This is a genomic window from Rhodopirellula baltica SH 1, assembly GCF_000196115.1.
In the GTDB taxonomy this organism is placed as follows: Bacteria; Planctomycetota; Planctomycetia; order Pirellulales; family Pirellulaceae; genus Rhodopirellula; species Rhodopirellula baltica.
On record NC_005027.1, the window covers coordinates 298,037 to 320,562 of the forward strand.

Annotated in this window: 15 protein-coding genes; 9 read left to right on the plus strand and 6 right to left on the minus strand. The window is 54.5% G+C overall.

Annotated features, from left to right (window positions below):
* The first annotated feature begins 79 nt into the window (after positions 1-79).
* The 4 genes from RB_RS01135 (at position 80) to RB_RS01150 (ending at position 6,255) form a co-directional block, all read left to right on the plus strand.
* Positions 80-1,354, plus strand: coding sequence for a competence/damage-inducible protein A (locus RB_RS01135; RefSeq protein WP_164921312.1), 1,275 nt, complete (start codon positions 80-82; stop codon positions 1,352-1,354).
* A gap of 4 nt (positions 1,355-1,358) precedes the next feature.
* Positions 1,359-1,835, plus strand: a complete 477-nt coding sequence (locus tag RB_RS01140) for a hypothetical protein (RefSeq protein WP_007334707.1) — start codon at positions 1,359-1,361, stop codon at positions 1,833-1,835.
* 187 nt (positions 1,836-2,022) lie between these two features.
* The gene (locus RB_RS01145) at positions 2,023-4,770 is read left to right on the plus strand and encodes a PSD1 and planctomycete cytochrome C domain-containing protein (protein WP_011117969.1); all 2,748 of its coding nucleotides are present in this window, start codon (positions 2,023-2,025) and stop codon (positions 4,768-4,770) included.
* A gap of 27 nt (positions 4,771-4,797) precedes the next feature.
* Complete coding sequence (locus RB_RS01150; protein ID WP_007334705.1) at positions 4,798-6,255, plus strand: DUF1501 domain-containing protein; 1,458 nt, start codon at positions 4,798-4,800, stop codon at positions 6,253-6,255.
* A 37-nt stretch (positions 6,256-6,292) separates the two neighbouring features.
* Here RB_RS01150 and RB_RS01155 read toward each other — a convergent pair whose 3' ends face one another.
* The gene (locus RB_RS01155) at positions 6,293-8,182 is read right to left on the minus strand and encodes an alpha-amylase family glycosyl hydrolase (protein WP_164921313.1); all 1,890 of its coding nucleotides are present in this window, start codon (positions 8,180-8,182) and stop codon (positions 6,293-6,295) included.
* Between the two features lie 255 nt (positions 8,183-8,437).
* Between RB_RS01155 and RB_RS01165 the strand changes: the two genes are divergently transcribed.
* Positions 8,438-8,680 carry a hypothetical protein gene (locus tag RB_RS01165; RefSeq protein ID WP_164921314.1) on the plus strand — a complete coding sequence of 81 codons (243 nt, stop codon included), beginning with the start codon at positions 8,438-8,440 and terminating at the stop codon, positions 8,678-8,680.
* A 250-nt stretch (positions 8,681-8,930) separates the two neighbouring features.
* A complete protein-coding gene (locus RB_RS01175) occupies positions 8,931-10,190 on the plus strand; it encodes an RNA polymerase sigma factor (RefSeq protein WP_011117973.1) in 1,260 nt (419 codons plus the stop codon).
* Between the two features lie 315 nt (positions 10,191-10,505).
* On the opposite strand, the gene RB_RS01180 is transcribed toward RB_RS01175, so the two are convergent.
* The 4 genes from RB_RS01180 to RB_RS01195 all read right to left on the minus strand — a co-directional run bounded on the left by RB_RS01180 (position 10,506) and on the right by RB_RS01195 (position 13,680).
* Positions 10,506-11,267: a YciI family protein gene (locus RB_RS01180; RefSeq protein WP_173401895.1), complete on the minus strand. Its 762-nt coding sequence runs from the start codon at positions 11,265-11,267 to the stop codon at positions 10,506-10,508.
* Between the two features lie 91 nt (positions 11,268-11,358).
* Entirely contained in the window at positions 11,359-11,832 is a 474-nt protein-coding gene (locus RB_RS01185; RefSeq protein WP_007328990.1) for a DUF1579 domain-containing protein, read from the minus strand.
* 119 nt (positions 11,833-11,951) lie between these two features.
* Positions 11,952-12,830: a YciI family protein gene (locus RB_RS01190; RefSeq protein WP_011117977.1), complete on the minus strand. Its 879-nt coding sequence runs from the start codon at positions 12,828-12,830 to the stop codon at positions 11,952-11,954.
* A 256-nt stretch (positions 12,831-13,086) separates the two neighbouring features.
* Positions 13,087-13,680: an exopolysaccharide biosynthesis protein gene (locus RB_RS01195; protein ID WP_164921316.1), complete on the minus strand. Its 594-nt coding sequence runs from the start codon at positions 13,678-13,680 to the stop codon at positions 13,087-13,089.
* A gap of 253 nt (positions 13,681-13,933) precedes the next feature.
* Between RB_RS01195 and RB_RS01200 the strand changes: the two genes are divergently transcribed.
* The 3 genes from RB_RS01200 (at position 13,934) to RB_RS01210 (ending at position 19,484) form a co-directional block, all read left to right on the plus strand.
* Positions 13,934-14,101 (plus strand): hypothetical protein, encoded by a 168-nt coding sequence (locus tag RB_RS01200; RefSeq protein WP_164921246.1) that lies wholly within the window; start codon positions 13,934-13,936, stop codon positions 14,099-14,101.
* Between the two features lie 255 nt (positions 14,102-14,356).
* Positions 14,357-15,067 (plus strand): 3-keto-disaccharide hydrolase, encoded by a 711-nt coding sequence (locus tag RB_RS01205; protein ID WP_164921317.1) that lies wholly within the window; start codon positions 14,357-14,359, stop codon positions 15,065-15,067.
* Between the two features lie 262 nt (positions 15,068-15,329).
* Positions 15,330-19,484, plus strand: a complete 4,155-nt coding sequence (locus RB_RS01210) for a DUF3857 domain-containing protein (RefSeq protein WP_231846097.1) — start codon at positions 15,330-15,332, stop codon at positions 19,482-19,484.
* Positions 19,485-19,924: 440 nt separating this feature from the next.
* On the opposite strand, the gene RB_RS01220 is transcribed toward RB_RS01210, so the two are convergent.
* Positions 19,925-21,958, minus strand: coding sequence for a right-handed parallel beta-helix repeat-containing protein (locus RB_RS01220; RefSeq protein ID WP_231846098.1), 2,034 nt, complete (start codon positions 21,956-21,958; stop codon positions 19,925-19,927).
* Positions 21,959-22,526: the final 568 nt, after the last annotated feature.

A 22,526-nucleotide genomic window follows, 5' to 3' on the forward strand; every position in this document is an offset into this window, starting at 1 on the left:
AAGATTTGTCGCCCCAGGTCAACGCGGCGAGCGGGTCTTTTCACCCTTCCTTTTGCTACCATTTTGTCACGCCAACCGAATGCCACACATCACGGCCGAAATCATTTCCATCGGCGACGAAATGATCACCGGAGCCCGATTGGATACGAACACCCAGTGGCTCAGTCAGCGATTGGGCGAATTGGGTGTTGACGTTCAATTTCACACCACCGTCGCTGACACCCTGTCGCACAACACCGACGTTTTTCGTATTGCCGCACGACGAGCGGACGTGGTCGTCGCAACGGGTGGACTGGGGCCCACACGAGATGACCTGACTCGTGAAGCCATCGCCGAATCACTCGGCCTGCCGCTGCAATTGCACGAACCTTCGCTAGAGTTCATTCGCGGCATGTTCAAGCGTCGCGGTCGCGAAATGCCTGAACGCAATCATTGCCAAGCCATGTTCCCGCTTGGATCCACCCCCATTCACAATCCGCAAGGGACCGCGCCCGGCATCGACGTGCGAGCGACTCGAGAAGACGGAACACAATCTCGCATCTTCGCCCTGCCTGGTGTCCCGGCGGAAATGAAAACGATGTTCGACGAATCGGTGGCTCCCGCCGTTCTGGCGGCCAACGGGCAACGTCAGCACATCGCCCACCACATCATGAAATTTTTTGGCATCGGCGAAAGTGACATGGAAGCCAAACTTGGCGACATGATCGCTCGAGACCGTCAGCCGCGAGTCGGCATCACCGTCAGTGCCGCGACCATTTCGCTGCGGATCGTCGCCACGGGGGACACACCGGACGCTTGCCAAGCCGCGATTGCCAACACCCGCGAAGAGATTCTCGAAAAAGCGGGCGAATACTATTTTGGCGACGGAGAAACGTTCGAACAACATCACGCCGTCATCCGACATCTCAACGAAGTGGGGCAACGCTTGTTGCTGGTCGAACTCGGCCGCGCCGCACCGCTGGGTGACTGGTTCGCCGCGGTTTCTGATGAGCCTGGGTTCACCGCGGATGTTCCAGCATTCGTTGGAGGAATTTCCCTCGCCAACCTCGACGATCTGCGACAATGGACCGGGATGCCCGACGACGCTTCCGCGGAGACATGCTTGACCGCTCTTCGCCAACGGTTGTCGGCCGACTGGGTGTTGCTCGTCGACGAATACCCCAGCCTGCATCAAACCAACGATCATCCGCTGCCGGGAAGCGATGTCACGTTCCTCGTTGCAGCCCCCGATGGCTCGTTCCCGTCCATCACTCAACACCTCGGAGCTCACCCGAGCATCTTGCACGCTCGCGTCGCAAAAGCGGGTTTGTTCTGGTTACGAAAGTGTTTTGTCACCGCCTCATCAGGAGTTTGAAACCATGATTCGATCGATCGTTTTGGCGTTCGCTTGTACTGCCATGTTTGCCAGCAACGTTGGTGTGGCGACCGCGCAAGCTCCCACGGAATCGACTGAGAACGCAGCTCGCGAGCTGCGTTTGGCCAAGTACCTCAGCGGCGCGACGTTCACAGGTCACTTCACCGTTGATGGCAAAGAAGATCGAGCGTTGAAACCCGAGTCGTACACCATCAAGTCGTGCGAGAAACTCCCCGAAGCCGATATGTACTCGATGAAGGTCGCAATCAAATACGGCGACACCGATGGCGAGTTCCCGATGCAACTGAAAATTCTTTGGTCCGATCGCACGCCGGTCATCACGATGGATTCGGTTTGGATTCCCGGTCTGGGAACATTCTCTTCGCGAGTCCTCATTCACGACGGACGTTACGCCGGCACTTGGCAACACGATGCAAAAGGCGGCCATCTGTTCGGCAAAATCACGCCAGCGAAAGAGTAATAGTCACCGTCTGACACTTGTCCAAACGAGAAAGATCCAACAGAAATCCGGAGCAGCCAAGCGTTTCATAAGCCAGTCTTCAAGAGCCATCACGCCACCACCGGGCTCGCCGACGTGTATATTCCATAGCGGCAAATGCACAATCGGCTGACCAGACGATCTTCCTCCATGATGGAATGTCAGGCTTATGACGCTCAATCGACAAGGCCGATCTTTCTTTCGAGTCCGTCTTTCTGTCTTTTTCTTCACAATCATCTTGGGTTGTGAAGCGAAAGCCGTTGACTTCATCAAAGACATTGAACCGATCTTTCAGGCTCATTGCATCGATTGCCATGGACCGGATGAACAGGAAAGCCAGTTTCGCCTCGACCGCCTGGCCGCTCTAATTTCCGGTGGCAACTCCGGCGAACCCGCCGTTGTGCCGGGAAAACCCGGCGAGAGTTTTCTACTGAAACTCATTCTGCACGAAGAATCCGGTATGGAAATGCCGCCCGATGATTCGCTCTCAGATTCTGAAATCGCGTCGATCAAAGCGTGGATCGCCGGCGGTGCCAAGACTCCCGAAAGCTACGGACCTGAGAAGACGGACATCGAGCTATCACACTGGTCGTTTCAGCCGGTGAAACGTTCGCAAGGAAGTACCATCGATCGTTTCATTCGAGACAAACTGGTGGCCAACGGTTTGACCTTGTCACCGACCGCGGAACGAAGGGTTTTGGTTCGGCGATTGTATCTTGTCATGCTCGGTATCCCGCCAACACCGGAGCAAGTCGAAGCGTTTGCGACCGATGAAAGTGACGACGCCTGGCAGAACCTTGTCGAGCGTGTGCTCGCCAGTCCGCATTGCGGCGAGCGATGGGCGACGTACTGGTTGGACCTGGTGCGGTTTGGTGAGACTCACGGCTATGAAATGAACCGTGAACGTCCGACAGCCTGGCAGTATCGCGATTGGGTCATCGAGTCGCTCAATGACGACAAGCCCTATGACGAGTTTGTCAGGCAGCAGATCGCTGGCGATGCACTGGGAGCGAATGTTGCAACCGGGTTCTTGGTTGCTGGTCCGGTCGATCAAGTCAAAGGGTCCGATCCGAAGCTGCGACAGATTCAGCGGATGAACGAGTTGGACGACATGATCAACACCACCGGCACCGCGTTCTTGGGCCTGACGACTGGATGCGCACGATGCCACAACCACAAGTTCGATCCGATCAGCCAACGTGATTACTACTCCATGCAAGCCGTGTTCGCTGGCGTCCAGCATGGCGATCGCGCACTGCCACCCACGCCGGAAACCGCGAAACGGATCGCATCGCTTGATGAGGAGATCTCAGAACTAACCAACCGATTGAAGAAGTTCATCATCGGTGATGAGTCGAAGCCCCGTCCGGCAGTCAACGCAAAGCGAAACGAAGAGGTCTTCGAAGAACGAGACGCTCGGTTCATTCGCTTCACCATTCGGAAAACCACCGGCGGGGAAGGGTGCTTGGATGAACTGGAAATCTATTCCAACGGACTCAATGTCGCTTTGGCGAGCAGTGGATCCAAGGCGATATCGTCTGGCGACTTCGTGCATCCAAAACACAAATTGATGCACATCAATGACGGACGTCACGGCAATGACCACAGCTGGATTGTCGATTCATCCAGTGGCGACTGGGTACAAATTGAACTCGCCGAACCAACCGTCATCGACCGCATCGTGTGGAGTCGCGATCGCAGCGGAAAGTACACCGACCGATTGCCGATCGAATATCGCATCGACTCCGCCATGGAAGCCGACAACTGGGAATTGCTAACTTCATCGGCTGATCGACAAACGTTCACCGGCAAAGAATCAGCGAGTCCAAAGTATCAGTTCGAAAAGTTTCCCTCTGCAGAAGCACAGCAAGGACGAGTTTGGCAAAACCGTTTGCAGGCGGCTCTCGAAGAAAAGCGACAACTCGAGAAGTCAACGCTCGTTTATGCGGGGACCTTCGTACAGCCCGGGCCAACTCATCGTCTTTATCGCGGCGAGCCGGACGCGAAGCGTGAGCAAGTTGCTCCCAACGCGATCGAAGTCTTCACGTCATTGAATTTGGCAACCAATGCACCCGAGCGGGACCGTCGTCTCGCATTGGCAAACTGGATCGCCAGCAAGGACAACCCGCTGACCGCTCGCGTGATCGTCAACCGCTTGTGGCAATTCCACTTTGGCACGGGAATCGTCGATACGCCCAGTGACTTTGGACTCAACGGATCTTCGCCCAGTCACCCGGAGCTACTCGATTGGCTGGCCAGCGAACTGATGGACCACAATTGGTCTCTCAAACATATCCATCGGCTCATTCTGAATTCAGACACATGGCGACAAAGCAATCGGCCCAACGAAGATGCCATCCGAGTCGATGCGACTTCGCGATTGCTATGGCGTTTCCCTCCGCGACGATTGGAGGCGGAAGCCATTCGCGATTCCATTCTTGCCGTCACCGATGCCCTTGATCTTGAGGCCGCCGGTGGGCCAGGCTTCAGCCCGTTTGAAGTGGAACTGGAGAACGTGCGGCACTATCACGCAAAGCAGGCGTTTGGCCCAGCAGATTGGCGACGGATGATCTACATGACCAAGGTTCGTCAAGAACGCGAGCAGGTGTTCGGTGCTTTTGATTGTCCCGACGCAAGCATGGTCGTGGCGAAACGCAGTCGCTCCACCACGCCACTGCAAGCGTTGAATCTTCTGAACAGTCGATTTGTCATGCAACAAGCCGACCTATTCGCGAAACGTTTGGAAAATGAATCAGACACACTGTCACATCAAATCACGCGAGCTTGGCGGTTGTGTTTTCAACGAAAGCCAACCGATGAAGAACTAGCTGATAGCGTCAGTTTCATCGAGCAAGAAGGCGTTCAACAGTTCACCCGTGCGATGCTGAATGCAAACGAGTTTGTGTTCATTCCGTAATTGGGGGCGAGGCGAAGAGAGTAAATCATGACTCCATTCCTAAACCGCAGACACTTTCTCACTCAAGCGACGTCTGGGCTGGGCAGCATCGCTCTGGCGAGTTTGCTTGATCAGCAACGATTGCTCGCTGATTCAACACCAATTCGCCCGAACATCGATCCGGCGAAACCGTTTGCCAGCCGACCTCCGCACCATCCTGCCGCTGCGAAGAACGTGCTGGTGATCTTTTGCGCTGGCGCTTGCAGTCAACTCGATACCTTTGACTACAAACCGGAGCTGATCAAACGCCACGGTCAGCCGATGCCGGGTGCGGAGTCCTTGGTCACGTTTCAAGGCGAACAAGGGATGCTGACCAAGAGTCCGTGGGCGTTCAAACCACGTGGCCAGTCGGGCAAGATGATCTCGGAGCTGGTGCCTCAACTCGGGGAACTGGCCGACGACATGTGCTTCCTCCATTCGTTGACGGGGAAAACCAACACGCACGGGCCCGGCGAAAACTTCATGTCGACTGGTCAAACGCTCGACGGTTTCCCCAGCATGGGAGCGTGGGCGACATGGGCCCTCGGAACCGAAAATAAAAACCTACCCGCCTACGTCGCGATCGCCGATCCCCGTGGCACTCCGCAGTCAAGCGTCAACAACTGGGGACCTGGATTTCTGCCGGCCGCCTTTCAAGGCACCGAATTCAGTGCCCTCAAACCGCTGGATAACCTAGACATCCCGGCGGGTGTCAGTCCCGAAACCGATCGAGCAACTCGTGGTTTTCTAGAACGGATGAACCAACGGCATCTCAAACAGTTTCCGGGTGACACCGAATTGGCAGCCAGGATTTCCAGCTATCAACTCGCGGCGAGAATGCAGTTGAGTGTTCCCGAAGTCACCGACTTATCGAGCGAATCGAAGAGCACCCTGAGGGAATACGGAGCCGACGATTCGCAGAACATTCTGAAGGCACAATTCGCGAAGAACTGCATCCTCGCGCGGCGGCTGATTGAGAGCGGTGTCCGCTTTGTGCAGCTGTTCAACGGCGCCTATCAAACCGGCGGTGAAGGTGTGAGCAATTGGGACGGACATAAATCGCTTCACGAACAATACAGCAAGCACGGTCCGGTGCTCGATCAACCCTGCGCCGCTCTGCTGAGAGACATGAAGCGGCGTGGGCTGTTGAAAGACACTTTGGTCGTATGGATGACCGAGTTCGGACGCATGCCAACGTTCCAAAAAGGAGCAAGCGGACGTGACCACAATCCGGAAGGCTTCACCGCATGGATGATGGGAGCCGGCGTCAAAGCCCCCTTCACATACGGAGCAACCGACGAATTCGGTTACAAAGCCGTTGAGAATGTCAGCACCGTTTACGACTTCCACGCCACAATTTTGCATCTGTTGGGTTTGAACCACGAGCGGCTCACCTACTATCACAACGGCTTTGAACGTCGCCTGACAGATGTCCATGGCCACGTCCTCAAAGAAGTCCTAAATTGAGGTTCGCGATCGGTCTTAGAAGTCGCTTGTCCAAGCCTCACTTCCGCGTGTACACCAGAACCGCGTAAGCACCGAACGACACTTCGGCTCTCGCTGCCAAACCGTCGTACGGTTGTTCCGTTGCATCAACATGTTCGACCGGATGATCGTCGAAGTCTTGATCGTAGCCGGACCAATCGGTGTTGAGCTTCAATTGCCAATCGCCCGAATCGGGAAAACCGATTTCGTATTGGTCCCATGAACGATTGGCGAAGTTGGCCAGCACAACGACGTCGTCCTGCGGATCCTCCGCACGCCGCACGAACGCGACGACCTTGTCATTTTCATTGACGTGATGCATCACGATGTGCTGCCCCGTCAATCCCTTGGACAAACCGTCATTGTTCAAACGCAGGTGAATGAGGTCGCGGAACAGACGCTTGATGCCTTTGAGTCGGCGAGTTCGTTCCCACTCGAGCGGATCAGTGTCTTCAAACCAATCGTCTTCCAACATCTCTTGGCCTTGAAACAGCATCGGAACTCCCGGTGCTGTCAGTGCCAGAGCCGCTGCCAGGATCGTCCGTTTTTTCGCAAACCGACTTTCAGGATCCTCCGCATCAATCTCGCTGGGAACGCGAGACTTGCCGTTGGCAACTTCATCATGTGATTCGCTGTAGATCACTCGCTGGAAAGCGTCTCCGTTGTATCGGTGACACAACGCGTCTCGCACCGCCCACATGTCTCGATGCGCATCATCAATTTCTTGCACCGCCGATCGGATCGGATGGACAAACGCCGCGTCCCACTGGGTTGTAAAACCGGCACCGCCTTGATCTTCCGTCTTGGTCAACCAGTTGTTGGTTTGCAGGTCTTCCGCGATCAAGTAGCAGCCCGGGAACTCGTTCCGCAAATCACGATTGATCCACTGCATCAATCCCCAACCTTCCGCGATGTCGTCGTCCCCGATACCGGAGATCGTGCGAATGTAGGCGGTCATGTCATAACGCAAGCCATCGGCATGGTATTCCCGCATCCACATCATCGCGTTGTCGTGGATGAACTGACGCACTTCACCGCGACCATAGTCGGGTCGCGTGTCGCCCCAAGGCGTGTTGGACCGGTGGTCTTGATAGAAGTAGATGCCACCCTTGTCGTTCTCGCTCCAACCATCGAACTGCCACAAATCCAAATCGCTGGGACCAAAGTGGTTGTAAACCACGTCGATGATCACCGCAAAGCCAGCTTCATGTGCCGCGTCGACGAACGCTTTCAACGCGTCCGGCCCGCCATAGGCTTGTTCGACTGCAAAGATGTGCGCCGGGTTGTAGCCCCACGATAAATCCCCGGCGAACTCGGCGACCGGCATGATTTGAATCGCATTGACACCGAGCTCTTTCAGGTGCTTGAACTTCGCAACCGCATCGGAGAACGTTCCCGGTTGATCGGGATCGTCTCGATGAAACGTTCCGATGTGCATCTCGTAGATCACCAACTCGTTCTGAGCCGGTCGATCAAAGGTCGGGTGCTTCCAGTCAAATGTGTCTGCGTAGACGACTGCATTGCCGATCGAATTGGTAACCTCGCGGGCGTACGGGTCGATGCGATCATAGGACTTGTCGCCTCGGATGATTCGATACTTGTATTCGTCACCCGCTTTGGCATCGGCAACGTCGACATACCACGTGCCGTGCTCTTCTCGCTTCAGCGGCGTGGCGTCTTCTTTCCATTGGTTGAACGTGCCCAGCACACTCACGCTGTCTGCGTTGGGTGCCCAGACTCGGAACGCAACTCCGTCGTCATGAACGATGGCCCCCATTCCTGACTTGGTGACTGACGACTGTTCAGTCGCATTCTCTTCCATTCCATCCAATAACGCAGTCTGTTCCATCTCACGCCCTTCAATGACGATCAAACGCTGAGCAACTGTCCGGCGCAGCGAATCAACCATCGCAAAACTCAACCGGAGCCAAATTTCTCAAGCCGGACCGAAGAAGGCAATTCTCGTGCCACGGCGTTGGAAGCTGTTCACTTCCCTGAAATGAGGCGGATCGCATTGGTCATTTTCGATGCGGGTATGGCACGTGCAATGCTTCGAGACATCGGGAGTGACCGTTCGTTGTCACTTTGCAAACAAAACTGATTCCAAATCGGCCATCGAGATAGCCTCCGCTGGCCGACAAACCACTCACACCAGAGATGTCTTATGCGTGCCCTCATCTTCGTCGTCGCGATCGTTCTGCTGATGGCAGTTGTTGGTTGGTTGCGATTCACATCGGACGATGGGGATCCATCTGTTCGAGTCGACACGGACAAAATGAAGCAAGACACGTCGTCCCTCGTCGAGACAACCAAAGAAGCCGCTGACGGCGCCGCCAATGCGATCGACCGTGCGGCAGGAAACATCGACGCCAGCATTGATCGCGAACCGGTGGAGACCAACCCGTAGTCGGAGCTTCCTAATCAGCCTGCTCCGAAGGGAGCGAACCGCCGGACGATCTCGCGTTCCGACACGCGTTTCGACTAACGGCCTGTTGATTTAATGAGCCGCACCGCGTTGGCGGCGGTTAAACAGATGCCAACCGGGGCTAACGCCCATCGGCTAATTGTTGTCACTCGGTATACGACTAAATCAACAGGCTGCTAAGCTCTTCGCTTTGTCCCACTGACACCGGAAAGCATGGCAAGTCCCGTCGCCGATGAGCTCCGCCCAAGCAGTCTCCAACCAGATTGATCGCATCTACCGAACCGAGTCGCGAAAAGTTTTCGCGACGCTGGTTCGGGTCTTGGGTGATTTTGATGTGGCCGAAGAAGCCATGCACGATGCCTTTGCCGCTGCCATGGAGAATTGGGCCCGCGATGGGATCCCGGACAATCCAACCGCCTGGTTGATCTCGACCGGCCGTTTCAAAGCGGTCGATCGGATTCGCCGACGGCGACGTTTCGATGACTTGCAACCTGAACTGGTGCAGCGAATCGACCAAATTGAGCTTGCCAATAATTCGCTCGCCGAGCAAGACATCCAGGACGATCGACTGAGACTGATCTTCACGTGTTGCCACCCTGCGATCGACCAGAAAGTTCAAGTCCCGCTGACACTGCGAGAAGTCTGCGGGATGACAACGGACGAAATCGCCCGAGCATTCCTGGTGGCCCCGTCCACTTTGGCTCAACGGATCGTCCGAGGCAAAGCCAAAATTCGCGATGCGGGCATTCCATTTTCGATCCCGAGTCTGTCCGAATTGCCCTCGCGTTTAGACGCCGTGCTTTCGGTCATCTACCTCGTTTTCAACGAAGGGTATTCGGCAACGAGCGGCGACACTCTTTTGCGAACCGACCTGTCAGCGGAAGCCATTCGATTGGCTCGGCTGCTGTTGGAACTCCTGCCCGATCCCGAAGTCGCGGGACTGCTTGCATTGATGTTGCTACACGAGTCACGTCGCACCGCACGAGTCAACGAAGACGGCGACATCGTTTTGCTCGAAGATCAGGATCGTTCGTTGTGGGATCAGGAATTGATCGAGGAAGGCAGCCAGTTGCTGCAGCGTTCGCTTCGTACTCGGCGGATTGGGACCTACACCATTCAGGCAGCGATCTCTGCCGTGCACGCCGAAGCCGAACGAGCCAGTGCAACCGACTGGTCGCAGATCGTTGCTTTGTACGATGTGCTGTTGCGGATCCAACCGTCCCCGGTGGTGGAACTCAATCGTGCAGTCGCTATCGCCATGCGAGACACGCCGGCGGAGGGCCTGAAGCATATTGAAGCGATCCTCGATTCAGGCCATCTTCGTGACCACTACTTGGCCCACTCCGCACGAGGCGAATTGCTGCGACGGATGGGCGAGGATGACGAGGCAATCAGAGCGTTTGAACAAGCACTCTCGTTGGCGATGAACGCTCCGGAACAAAGATTCCTGCACCAGAAACTGACCGCATTGAAAGACAATGCCGGTCATTGATCGCGCATGCAGAAGCTTACGATTGCATTGGCCGTTTGGGAGATCGCCACGGTTCCCTCGCACAATTCAAAAAGGTTCGTCTCGGTGGGGGACCACCGAGCTACAGGTTCAGACACTCAACAACCTGTAGCACGGCGGTCACCGCCGTGAAATCCTGACTTCGGGTTCCAAGCAAAAATGCCAGAGCCAACGACGACATCAGCCGTCGGCCATCAGCCCCGGTCCCCGAGCACAACTTACATCGTTGCGCTAGCCCCCCTCCCACCCCGCTTTGCTTGCTTTCGCATCAATCGCACCGAGTCAACGCGGCTCAAATCAACTCGCGCGGTGCACTACCGGCAGCGGAAACAAGGGACGAATCTCGGCCGTGCCCCGTCTTGCTCCGGGGATCTTCGCCGCGACCGAGATCGCTTGATCAAGGTCCGCGACGTGAATCAAGAAGTAACCGCCGAGTTGTTCCTTGGTTTCTGGAAACGGGCCGTCAACGATTTCTTGGTTGCCACCACGCACCCGCACACAGGTTGCGGTCGTCGGCGACTGCAGCGGTGACGCCGCGCGATAGCTGCCTTGCTCGTGCAATTCGTGGCACAAGCGAATTGACTCTTCCAACGCGGCGGCGTGTTCTTCCGGTGGCCAGGCTCCTTCGGCAGCATAAAGCAGGACGATGTAGTCTTTGCCGGCATTGGTCTCCTTCGTTCGCAGCGAACTCAGATCCTCGCTCAACGATGGCATCGGGATCGGCACTGGCAGCAAGGGACGAATCTCGACGGTTCCTTTCTTCGCTGGTGGCAGACGACTTGCGATGGCGACCGCTTCGTCGCGCGTGGGCACGTCGATGATGTAGTATCCGCCCAACTGCTCGGTGGTCTCGGCAAACGGACCGTCAGTCACTTCGGACTTGCCGTCTCGAACGCGAACGCTGGTTGCGGTGGCGACCGAATGAAGCGGCGAAGAGTCGAGCCATTTGCCGTCCACCGCCAACTCTTCACAGATCGCCATCGAATCCAGCATGCAGCGTTCTCGCTCCTCCTCCGTCCAGCCTTCCTCCGCCCCATAAATCATCAACATGTATTTCATGTCATTCTCACGTCGCTTGAATGTGTGTGCGTAAAGAGCCTGACTGGCTGTGATTTCAACGCGATTCGGTGGTCCAACCATCAGTCACCCGCTAGCAACGAGTGTGTTTCCCACTCATGAATTCGATCCACTGACCGTTTTCGTCTTGCAGTTCACTGGTCATCATCCACGTGTCCGCATCCATGATGTGGATCGTGTCTCGATAGTTTGCTTTCCCAGACCCGTCAAATGCAGGGCCACGTGAACTCAGCAGCAATTTCTTGCCGGACTCATCCAAGCATCCTTCGTAGGGCCATATGTTCGACATCATGGATCCGACGAAAGTTCCGACGTAGCGACCCTCCGCCGTATCAAACCCCAGCGTCATGATTGAAGACCACGGTTCGCCTTCGGCCGATTCACCGCCGCTCTCGCAGATCACCCACATGCCTCCCAACGATCGGCAGGACATTTTTCCGTGGGTGGTCGAATTGGACCCATCGGGCATTTTGCAGTCGTGGTCGAATTTCCATTCGCCGAGAATTTGCTCGAGCCATTGGTGCTCGGATTGTGGTTTGGCAAACATAAACAGACTCTATCCTGAAAGAAGTCGGGGCAAGCAAAGGAGTAGATCAGACAATCGCAACGCGAGTTTGGTGCGTCACGATCACCCGTTCATGGATTTTTGAACGCAGGCATGAATCTTCAAACGCAAGACTCTGCGCCATAGGACGGCTCATCCAACATAGCGGGATCTTTGATCTTCCACGCTTCGTTGGTCATCGGATTGAAAGGCAGCGAGACGTGTTCGTGCAACACCTTCCACTGCCCTTCTTTCTTGCGAAAGCAAATCGTCACCCTCATCCAAGATTGGCCAGCGGGGTGATCCGCCACCTCGGTTTGAAATTGATGCAGTCCGTGCACGAAAGCGACATCATCGCCGACCTCGAATGTCAGGTCGTGATGAACCGATTTGAATTCAGGAAAGTGTGGCAAGCAACCTTCCCAAAGCTTGCGAATATTCTGTGGACCAACGGTCTTGTACGGTGGAATGCCGCCGTACAGCACAGAGTCCTCGGTGTAGTTTGCAACCAAACCGTCGTAGTCGCGAGCCTCCAAAGCCGTGGACCATTGATGAATCAACCGGCGTAGTTCGGCTTCTCCGTCGCACTGCAATTTCTGTTGAATGGTGGCCTCTTGTTCTCGCAATTCCGGCGTCATCTCGTCACCGAAATCTTCCAGCTCAAAAATCGGGCGAATCTCGATGTCCGAGTCTTCCATCATCGGATTGGGGCAGCGACGCACCCAATCGATCGCTTCGCTCATCGAACGAACTTCCCAGATCCAATAGCCAGCAATCAATTCTTTTGTTTCAGCGAACGGTCCGTCAGTCACCGTCCGTTCCGTTCCATGAAAGTGAACGCGAACCCCTTGGCTGGTTGGCTTCAAACCTTCACCGGCTTTCATGATCCCGGCCTCGACCAACTTCTCGTTGAAGTTCCCCATGTCGGTCAGCAGTTTTTCGTCGGGCATTTTACCCGCTTCTGAACTTTCTGACGCCTTCACCATCACCATGACACGCATCGCTGTTCCTCTCTCTGGAAGTTTGCTTCACTCGAAAAATGTTCACGCAGAACCGGGCGAAAGTCCAAACAGCTCACACCATTTCACCCAACAATCCTGCCGATTTGTTAGTTAGTCGATCGCGTTCGTCAACGATCGACATCAGCCGCAAAAAGAAAGCAAACTTTTTCTACAAATCGAGTTCCGAGCCGGCGAACAAGAGAATCAGCGGGCCTGGCGTTGAAACGCCTTCACATGACAATCCGGCATGCGTGGTCTACCCGAGAAGCTGGTATCCGACCAAACCAAACGTGGCCACAGCGATGCAAACGGCGACTCCCGCCAGCAAGCCATCGCGGGCCAGGATCGACAACGCGAACGCAAAGATGGCTCCTCCGGCTAAGTTAGCGCTGAACGGGATGAATTCCAAAACAGGCGTGCTCATCGCCACCAAAATCGCCGCCACCGCCAGCGTGCTGATCGTTGCATGTTTCATCATCCAAGTCCATCGCTGAGCCGTCATGCTATCAATCCAAGCGGCAGGCTTCCGCAACCAGTCCAACATCTTCTGAACTTTGCTTTGACCGATCTCCCATCGTTCCATCCAACTCGGGATCCAAACATGGTCCGAGTTGGCTAGCATTTGGCCGCACAAGATGACCACCAGCAAACCCAACAACACCGGGACGCCCGGAATATCAGCAGGACCAGGCAACACCATGATCGCGCCCACGATCAGCAGCAACGACGCGAACGATTTTCGTCCAACAGCGTCCATCACCTGGCCAAACTTCACTCGCTCGTTGTTCTCGGCGACCTCATCGATCTGATGGATGATCTGTTCGATGGGGGCGTTGTGGTCGGTACTCATCTCCAATCCTTTGAAAGCAATCGAATTGTGAAAGGGCGTTTGAAAACATTCATGCCGTGCAAACGGTGAACCAAGACTCCTTTTGCCGTGCACACGCTTTCTGCCCCTTTCGATTTGGATGAGATGTCGACGCCGATTGTTCACGATGCGGTCCTCTTGAACATCTGTTTGGCGCGCAGATCGCTGGTGTTGCTTTTCGAAACCTGGTCGCGAGATGATCAGGGCCGAAACTTTCTCACCAAGGAGACCTCCCATGCCAGTTTCGAAAGACGCACCCCAAGTGGGCGACATGTATCGATGCGTGAACTGCCAAATGGAAATTCACGTGACCAAGGGTTGTGACCGCGAGGGTTGCGAACCTGAATTCCGTTGCTGCGGCAAACCTTTAGAAAAAGTCACGGAACCGCCGGCCAACAGCTGAAGTCGCCGCGCGCATATGCCCTGAAGTCAGCAGCCGGATGCGACTGACAAAAAATCCAACGAAATGCCACGAAGTTCGCGACCAATCGCGTCAACCGTTCGAGCCTTCGCCCGGGTTCTGCAAAGGATCCTTTGAAATCACTAAGCAATTCGCTTTTGGCATGAATTCCGCGTGCTGACTTCTCACCCGTGCATCTATCTATGGACAAATGGAACGGCGGCAGTTTTAATCATTCGACATCGAGTCGCATTGACAATGCGTCTCAATCGAGCTGCCAATCCAATTCAGTCACTTCAGAGAAACAACATGAAGAATTTTGTTCAGTCGCTCCGCTATCCAATGGGGCTCGCCCTCGTACTGTGCTTGTCTGCTGCAGGCACCAGCGTCTCCGCTGAAGACAACGCGAAAGCCGACGAGTCGGCCAAGTGGACGACTTTGTTCGACGGTGAATCGCTGGAAGGTTGGGAGAAGGTTGGACGAGACGACAGCAAGTGGGAAGTGGTCGATGGCGTGATCAAAGGCACCGGCGGCGTTTCCATGTTGGTCAACACATCCGGTCCCTACAAGAATTTCCGCTATCGCGCGGAAGTCAAAATCAACGACGGTGGCAACTCGGGCGTTTACTTTCGCACGACACGCAAACCCGGTTTCATGGACGGCTACGAAGCCCAAGTCGACAGCACCCACACCGACCCGATTCGCACCGGTTCGCTGTACGGTTTCTGCCATGTCTACCCGCAGTTGGTCAAACCAGACACCTGGTTCACCTACGAGATCGAAGTCAAAGACGACAACTGGCGTGGTCGCGACATGACTCGCATCAAGATCACTGTCGATGGCAACGAGTTGTACGAATACATGGATTTCGAAAAGACCTACGGCCCCGGCCACTTCGCATTCCAGCAGCACGACCCAGGCAGCATCGTGCACATCCGAAAATCGGAAGTCATGCCACTGGACGACTAGTCGCCCAACCACGCCGGCTCGCCATAGCGATTTTCAGAAACACCAACCTTCGAACACCGTGTCATTTCATGACGCGGTGTTTTTTTGTGTGAAGGTCGACAGGAATTCCACAAAGTTTTACACGGCAGCACTCACAAACCCACCGATCCGCATTCAACTTTCCGTTTCCGCCGTTTGACTAGCCGCTTCCCCCCAACCCTGCGATCGGAATGAATTAAACTCTGTACCTCGCTGCCAATTTGCACAACGGAGATCTTTGCCAATGCGCTCTCAGACTTACTCTCTTTCTCTGCTTTGGAGTCTGTCGTTCGCACTGACAGTGTTCGCGACAGGATTCGCCAACGCCGCTGAAACCGACGTCGATTTGCCATGGAAAGGCAAACTGTTTGAAGCACCAGCGGACGCGGTATTGGAGGGAGCAGCAAAGATCCCTCAACCCGAAGCGGACGAAAGCGAGTACCTGGTTTGGGACGAAAGAACTCAGATTTCTGCCGATCATCGTGTGACCAGAACCGAGAGGCAGGTGTATCGAATTCTATCGAGAGACGACATCGAGACGCGGGGGAGTCTGGCTGCCGCCTGGACTCCGTGGCTGGAGGAGCGTCCGTTGATGCGAGCTCGGGTCATCACACAGGACGGGCTCGTCCACGAATTGGATTCAAGCACGATCACGGAATCGTCCGCTTCCAATGTGCAGAATCAGGTTTACACAGACACGCGAATTCTGACCGCACCACTTCCCGCGATCGCAATCGGTTCCATCGTAGAGACCGAAGTCATCACCAAAGAACACACCGCGTTTTGCCCATCCGGCATCGTTGGCAGGGTCGTCTGGGAACGCTTCTCGAAGTGCCATCACCTCTATACCGAGGTGCGAGCGGATGCGTCTATCGACCTTTCATTGCACGGTGTTGGCAAGAGTGTCCCCTTGCAGATTCAACAAGTTGGGAACGAAAAGGTCTGGAGTTTGAAGCAATACCAGCCTGATCCGATCAAGGTTCTCTGGGACTACACGCCGTCTGATCATACGCCGATGTCCTTCGTCACTTATTGCACAGGGACCTCGTGGGCCGACATCGCTGCTTACTACGACGACATGGTCAATCGCCAAATCGCTGATAGTGAATTGGGCAATCTGCCCGATCAAGTCAAGCAAAATTGGCGAGCAAACCATGACGAAGATGATCGTCGAGCGTTGGTCACGATTGCGTGGGCTCAGATCATGAACTCCATCCGCTACACCGGAATCGAGTTTGGTGTTTCCGCGATCCAGCCCGCTCGCCCAATCGATACGTTGCGAAGACGCTATGGTGACTGCAAAGATCAAGCTTGCTTGATGGTTGCGATGCTAAGGCAACTAGATATCGAAGCATACGTCGCCTTGCAAAACACCCAATCTTTGGCGGACGCGGCTGCCGATGCGCCGGCTTTGAACGCATTTGACCATGCGATCGTCTACGTTCCTCGCCAAGACGATCTGAAAGAAATGTGGATCGACATGACTGCGTCGTACACGTCTTTCGGCGAATTGCCCGCCGACGACCAAGACAGGCTGACTTTGGTGGCGGCTCCCACCACCGACAATTTGCGGCGAACCAGTCCAAGTCGCTCCAGCGACAACATCCGGCGACATAAAACCGTTTATCAGTTAAAAACCAATGGCCCTTCGACCGCGACGGTTACTTCAAGCTCGACCGGTATTTTCGCTAGCTACTTGCGATCGGCTTATGCAAGTCAAACACGTCAGCAAGTTAGAGAGTCGCTGAAAGAACAATACGCAGAGGTTTATGGTGACGCGGAACTATCGGAGATCCAGTACGACAATCCAAACCAACCCACCTCACCCGAATTCACCGTCCAATATCAATTTGACTCAACTGGCATCTGCACAAACGATCTGGGCAGGCTAGTCATCGAATTGGCCCCCGGTGCCGCATTCAACTATTTGCCGTACGAATTCGTGGGACCGGAATACAACCAGCTTCCCGATGACCCGGATGCGATCGAACGAACGCTCCCGTATGAGATCAGTCGGTTCATCTATCGTACCGAAATGGAACTGCATCCGCCCAGCGGATTCGAAGCGGTTTCCCTACCCGAACCCAAAACGATTCAGGTCGGCAAATTTCAAGTTGCAATGACCTGCAAAACGAACCCAGACGGCTCGGTCCACTTCGAGCTTCAACTGAACACGGGTGATGGCAAATTGAGTCCAGATCAGTTGCCGGAATTTCGCGACAAGTTCCTGACATTGTCAAGCAACGCTGCTCCCTCGGAATGGCTTGTACCCATCGAATTTGCCTATCAGCCAACACTGAGATTTGAAAATGGTGACGAGGCGGGCGCGATTCGACAGATGCTTCAAATCGCTGAGGAAACACCGGAGGACGTCTTCAACCGCAGCGAGTTATCCAGTGCACTGCTCAACGTTGGTCTGGTTCGCGAGTCGCAGGAGGTCGCGGACCAATTGGTTGCTGACGCTCCCGAGTCCGAACTCGCACATTGGACCTCGGCGTGGGCTTCGATGCACGACCGACGTGGTCGCAACATGTATCCCGGAATCGATCGCGAGAAGGTGCTGACGCGTTTACGCCGCATGCTGGAACTGAATCCGTCCAGCGTCAATGGTCGGTACAACCTCGCAGTCATCCTCGAACATGACAACGAACTCACACGCTACAGCGACCGCGAGTCGATGCTGGAAGCCGCGAAAATCTATCGTTCACTTCTCGATGAGCAGGCGTTCGAGTCGGTGGTCGTCAACTATGGCATTCTGCTGGCCCATCTCGAAGACACCCAGGCCTTGCGACGTTTGGTTCGAACTTATCCGACGCTCAATGAGCCCTGGATCTTCCTGGCGGTGGCCGAGATCAATCGAAACGGAATCGCAGCAGGAAATCGAGTCCTCGATCAAGCCACCAACACGTTGGACGGCGACTTCATTCAAGCCAACGTCGCTGCTCGGCTGCGAACGTTTCGCCGATATGATTTGCTGCAAGAGTTCCTGGAGAACCGCCCGGACCTGAAGGGCGTGTCGTCCTCGCTTCGTCATCTTGAGCGTTACGAAGACGTGAAGCTCGAACCGTCGGATCCGGCATCCGCCATGCAGAGTTTTTTGGCTCGGGTCCTGAAGTTTGGTCCCGACGTCGAAAAACTACGTGAACTCTACACTTCATCCGACAACGACAAATTCATTGTTGCTGACCTCGAGAAATTGCCACCTTCTCTTTATCAAATCCCCGAGGTCATTCGAACCACGTTTGGACAACCTGACCTCGGTGAGGACATTGTGAGTCTGTATGAATTTGAAATGGAAGGTGACGACATCGGCGGCTACACCGTAACCGCGTCAATCATCGACGATGTCGACATCCAAGATTCGTTCATTGCGAGGAAGGTGGTTCGCGACGGCGAAACCTATCGGCTCCTTCATCCCGGCAGATTCATGCACAACCATGGGATCAAGGCACTTGAGTTGATCGACAATGGGCATGTGGAAGAGGCCAAGACCTGGATCAATCCGCACTACCAAGTCGAGCGTGATCGGGTCGGCATGTTCAACCAGTTTGCCGCGTCTCCGTTTGCGCAAAGCTGGTTCGCATCTTCTGAATCTGACGTTCAAGCCCTGCGACTCGCGGCGTTGCTTCTCGCATCGCGAAACACGGCGGATCAAAACATTGCCGATAAGCTCGTCAAAGTACGCGATCAATATCCTGCTCTCTTGCAATTGCAAATTGACCGTTCGCGACTCACTCACCTCGCCGAACAACAACACTTCGAAGAATTGCTCAAGCTCTCCAATCAGATGCTAGAGAATTACCCTCGCACTCCCGAGTTGTTGAATGCACGTCTCACAGCGGAACTCGGACTCAACCAACATGCAAAAGCGGAGTCGACGTTGAAGCTGCTCGATGGGCAGGACACGCAAATTGGCATCACCTCGCATTTGGCTTATCTAACCCAAACCGATGGACACGACCGAGCGTTGGAATACGCCCTTCAGCTACACAAGAAAAAGCCCGAGATGACTTCTTTGCTGAGCACAATTGGATGGCGCAGTTTGTTTACCGGAAAGTCTTCGCAGTTCGTCGATGAAGCCGAGGAGGCAACGATCCATTCCTTCACGATGCGTGAGCTGTCAGCAAATCGACACACACTTGCATGTGTCTACGCAGATGACGGACAGCTAACCAAAGCGTTTTTGACGCTCACAGAAGCAATCGATGCCCGCAATGGCGTGGAAGAGTCATTTGACCAACTCGTGAGAGGCCGTATTGCGCAGCGATGTGGTCTGCCCGAAGCGGCGGAAAGATATTACCGCGAAGTCCAGCCAGCAATGTTCAACGAACCAGCCGGTGCCAGCTGCGTCGAATTAGCCAACCGATGGATCCAATCGATAGAAACGCCTGAAGAATAGGTCAATCGTCGCCATCACAACGGATCAAGCAAAGCATCCGGCCGTAAGTCAAGCAAACACTGGGCCTAGCGGGCTGTTGAAAGAATGAGCCGTACCGCGTTAGCGGCGGTTAGTCAGACGCCAACCGGGGCTCCCGCCCATTGGCTCATTGTTGTTATTCGGTATACGACTAAATCAACAGGCTGCTAGCGCAGCCTGTTCCGACATCTAAGAAATCGCCTTCTTTCCTTCGGTGTGATAGAACCAACTACGGGATCAACAAAATCGTATTAGCAAGACACTTGCCGAACATGCAACAGCCAGTGCGGTGTTGTTCGAGTCGTGTTTCATAGGTTGCTCGCAATCTCGGTTCAACTCTGATCTGCAGATCATTTGCAAGCCTGGCCACGGCAATTCGTCCACGCGTCATTTTGCCGTAGCCAGTGTCCTTTGACGTTGGGCTACGCGTTGTAGACGACGAATGAGATGTGATCTTTAAACGTGGTCGCAGCGTCTAGTAGCAAGACGCCGCCTTCGTCGTTGTAGATCGCCGTTCCTTGCCGAGTGTAAATGGTCTCGTTTGCCTTGAAGAACGATTCGGAGATATCGATCAGGCCGATACTGGCATTGAATATCGCGCCGCCGTAAACGTTCGCTTGATTGAACATCAAGTTCGTGTCAACGATGTCGGTCGACCCTTCGTTGTAGATGGCTCCACCTCTGGAAAGACTGACGTTGTTGTTGATGACTGAGTCGACAATCGTGGCTTGCCCGCCAAGGACCGCCAAACCTCCGCCGTTTCCCCCCGCATTGTTGCCGTCGATGCGACTGCCTAACAGGCTCAAGGAGTTGCCGTCAAAGAAAATCCCGCCTCCCCTTGAGGCGGTGTCGTTGTCGGTGAATTTTGTGTCGGTGATTTCGGCGATCGATCCACCCAGAATACTGGCTCCGCCTCCATCGCCATACACCACGGTGTTTCGGACAAAGCGACTGTCTTCAATTCTTAGCGAACTGTCGTAGCTGAAGAGTCCGCCACCGGCGTAAAACGTTGAGTTTTCAGCGATCACACTGTCAGTGATTTCGACAATAGAATAATTTTCGATGTAGAAACCACCTCCTCCGCTTTGCGAAGTGTTGTTTGCAATACTGGAATCGTCGATTATGGCAAAACTGTTGTTGATTATGATTCCGCCGGCATTGTTGGGAGCTTCATTGTTGGCAACTCTGCTATCGGTCATCTGGAGAGCCGAGTCCCCAAGGATAGCTAGTCCGCCTCCATTAGATTCCCAAACGGAGTTGTCCAGGATTCGGCTGTCATCGATGCTGATACCGACAGCGTAGACGAAGATCGCGCCACCGATGTATCGCGTCCGATTGGATTTAATGACAGTGTCTTGAATATCGATCGTCGCCAGATCATCTGCGTAGATGCCTCCGCCGGCACTGCCGGACTCGTTCTCATTGACTCGGCTGTCATTGATTGCCAGGCTGCTACTTTTCACGTAGACCGCACCGCCATCAACCGCTGAAGTGTTGTTGGACAGGTTGCTGTCGACAATCGATCCGGCGCTTTGACCGAGCAATGAGATCGCTCCACCATCGCCTTCGATAGATTCGTTTCCGGTCAGGGCTGATTCGACGACCGAGAGATCGCTTTCAAACACGAAGACTCCGCCGCCCGCATACCTGGCTGTATTGTCAATGATTCTTGAATCAACGATTGACACATCCGAAGCTCGTTCAGCATAGACTCCTCCGCCACCACTGCCGGCAACGTTGTCTTTGATCAGAGAGTTGTCGATCGACAGCAGGGCATCCTCGACGAAGATTGCCCCTGCATTGGATCCTGCGGAATTATTTTTCAACGTTGAATCAACCACGTTGACTGATGATTGAGGAATCGTTCGGATTGCCCCGCCATCCCCCTGTGTCACCTCATTGTCTTTTAGGACCGAATCTCTGACTGTGAGAGTACCAGTGTTGAATATTGCACCGCCGGCATAGACAGCGGAGTTGTCAGTCAAGATTGAATCCAGAATCTCCAAGTTGCCTTGGTTGAACACCGCACCACCGATTTCAGCAGATCCGCCGGTCAGCTTGAATCCTTGGACGGAAGCGTGCGAGTCCGCAGACACATCGATTGCACGCTTGTCTAGACCGACTGCTTGACTGGCATCGAGAGTGGCCGTGCCATTGAGGCTTTGGATCAGGAGATGACCGCTAGTATCGTTGATACGCAACGGAGAATTCAGCAAGTATCGACCTGAAGGAACACTGATAGTGTCATCGCCTGCGGTGTTCGCGGCGACAACGATTGCCTCGCGAATGCTGGTGAGTCCATCATTTGGATCAATGCTGTCGTTGAAAGTATCGACCACAACAGCAAGCAGCCTTCTGTCTTCCATCGTCTCTAGCTGCAGTTTGCGACGTCGCTTGCTGATCTGCTTTTTGCTTCGAGCGCTGAAACGTCGCTTGATCATCTCTGAAATCTGCATGTGAATCCGATCTTGTGCAAAGAGGGGTGTGGGGACAACCATCCGGACGAACCTACCGGGCTCAGTTTCACAAGTCAAACAAATCTGTTCGTTATGAACACAGGTCGTTCTAGGTCAGCAACAGACACCTGACGAACCTGTTTGAAGTGAGCAAACCAATGCTCGAAGAAGTAACAAACCGGTTGTCGATGCCTAGATTCCACCGAATGACGAATCGAATGCGGCGATTTCAACAAAGCGAGTCTCGCTTCGCATCGTCCAATCGCTTGCCCGTCGGCCTTTCAGATTTCTTCTGAAAAACCGTGAGAGGATCCACGTGGTCTTCTCGCAGGTTCGTCTGTTCCGGCCTTTCGCTGATTGCGAATTGGGCGCTACATCGCATCAGCCCCTGGCTGTGAAAAGACGATCCCATGACGAACTGCATCGAAACAAAGCTGCGTAGCACGCCAACAAACAAAAAGAATCGCCGCGGCAAGAAGAACCGACGTCGCGAACGCGTGCTCTCGATGGAGACGCTGCAATCTCGCGGATCGATGGTGGCGAATGTCTGGATTGGATCTGCGATTCA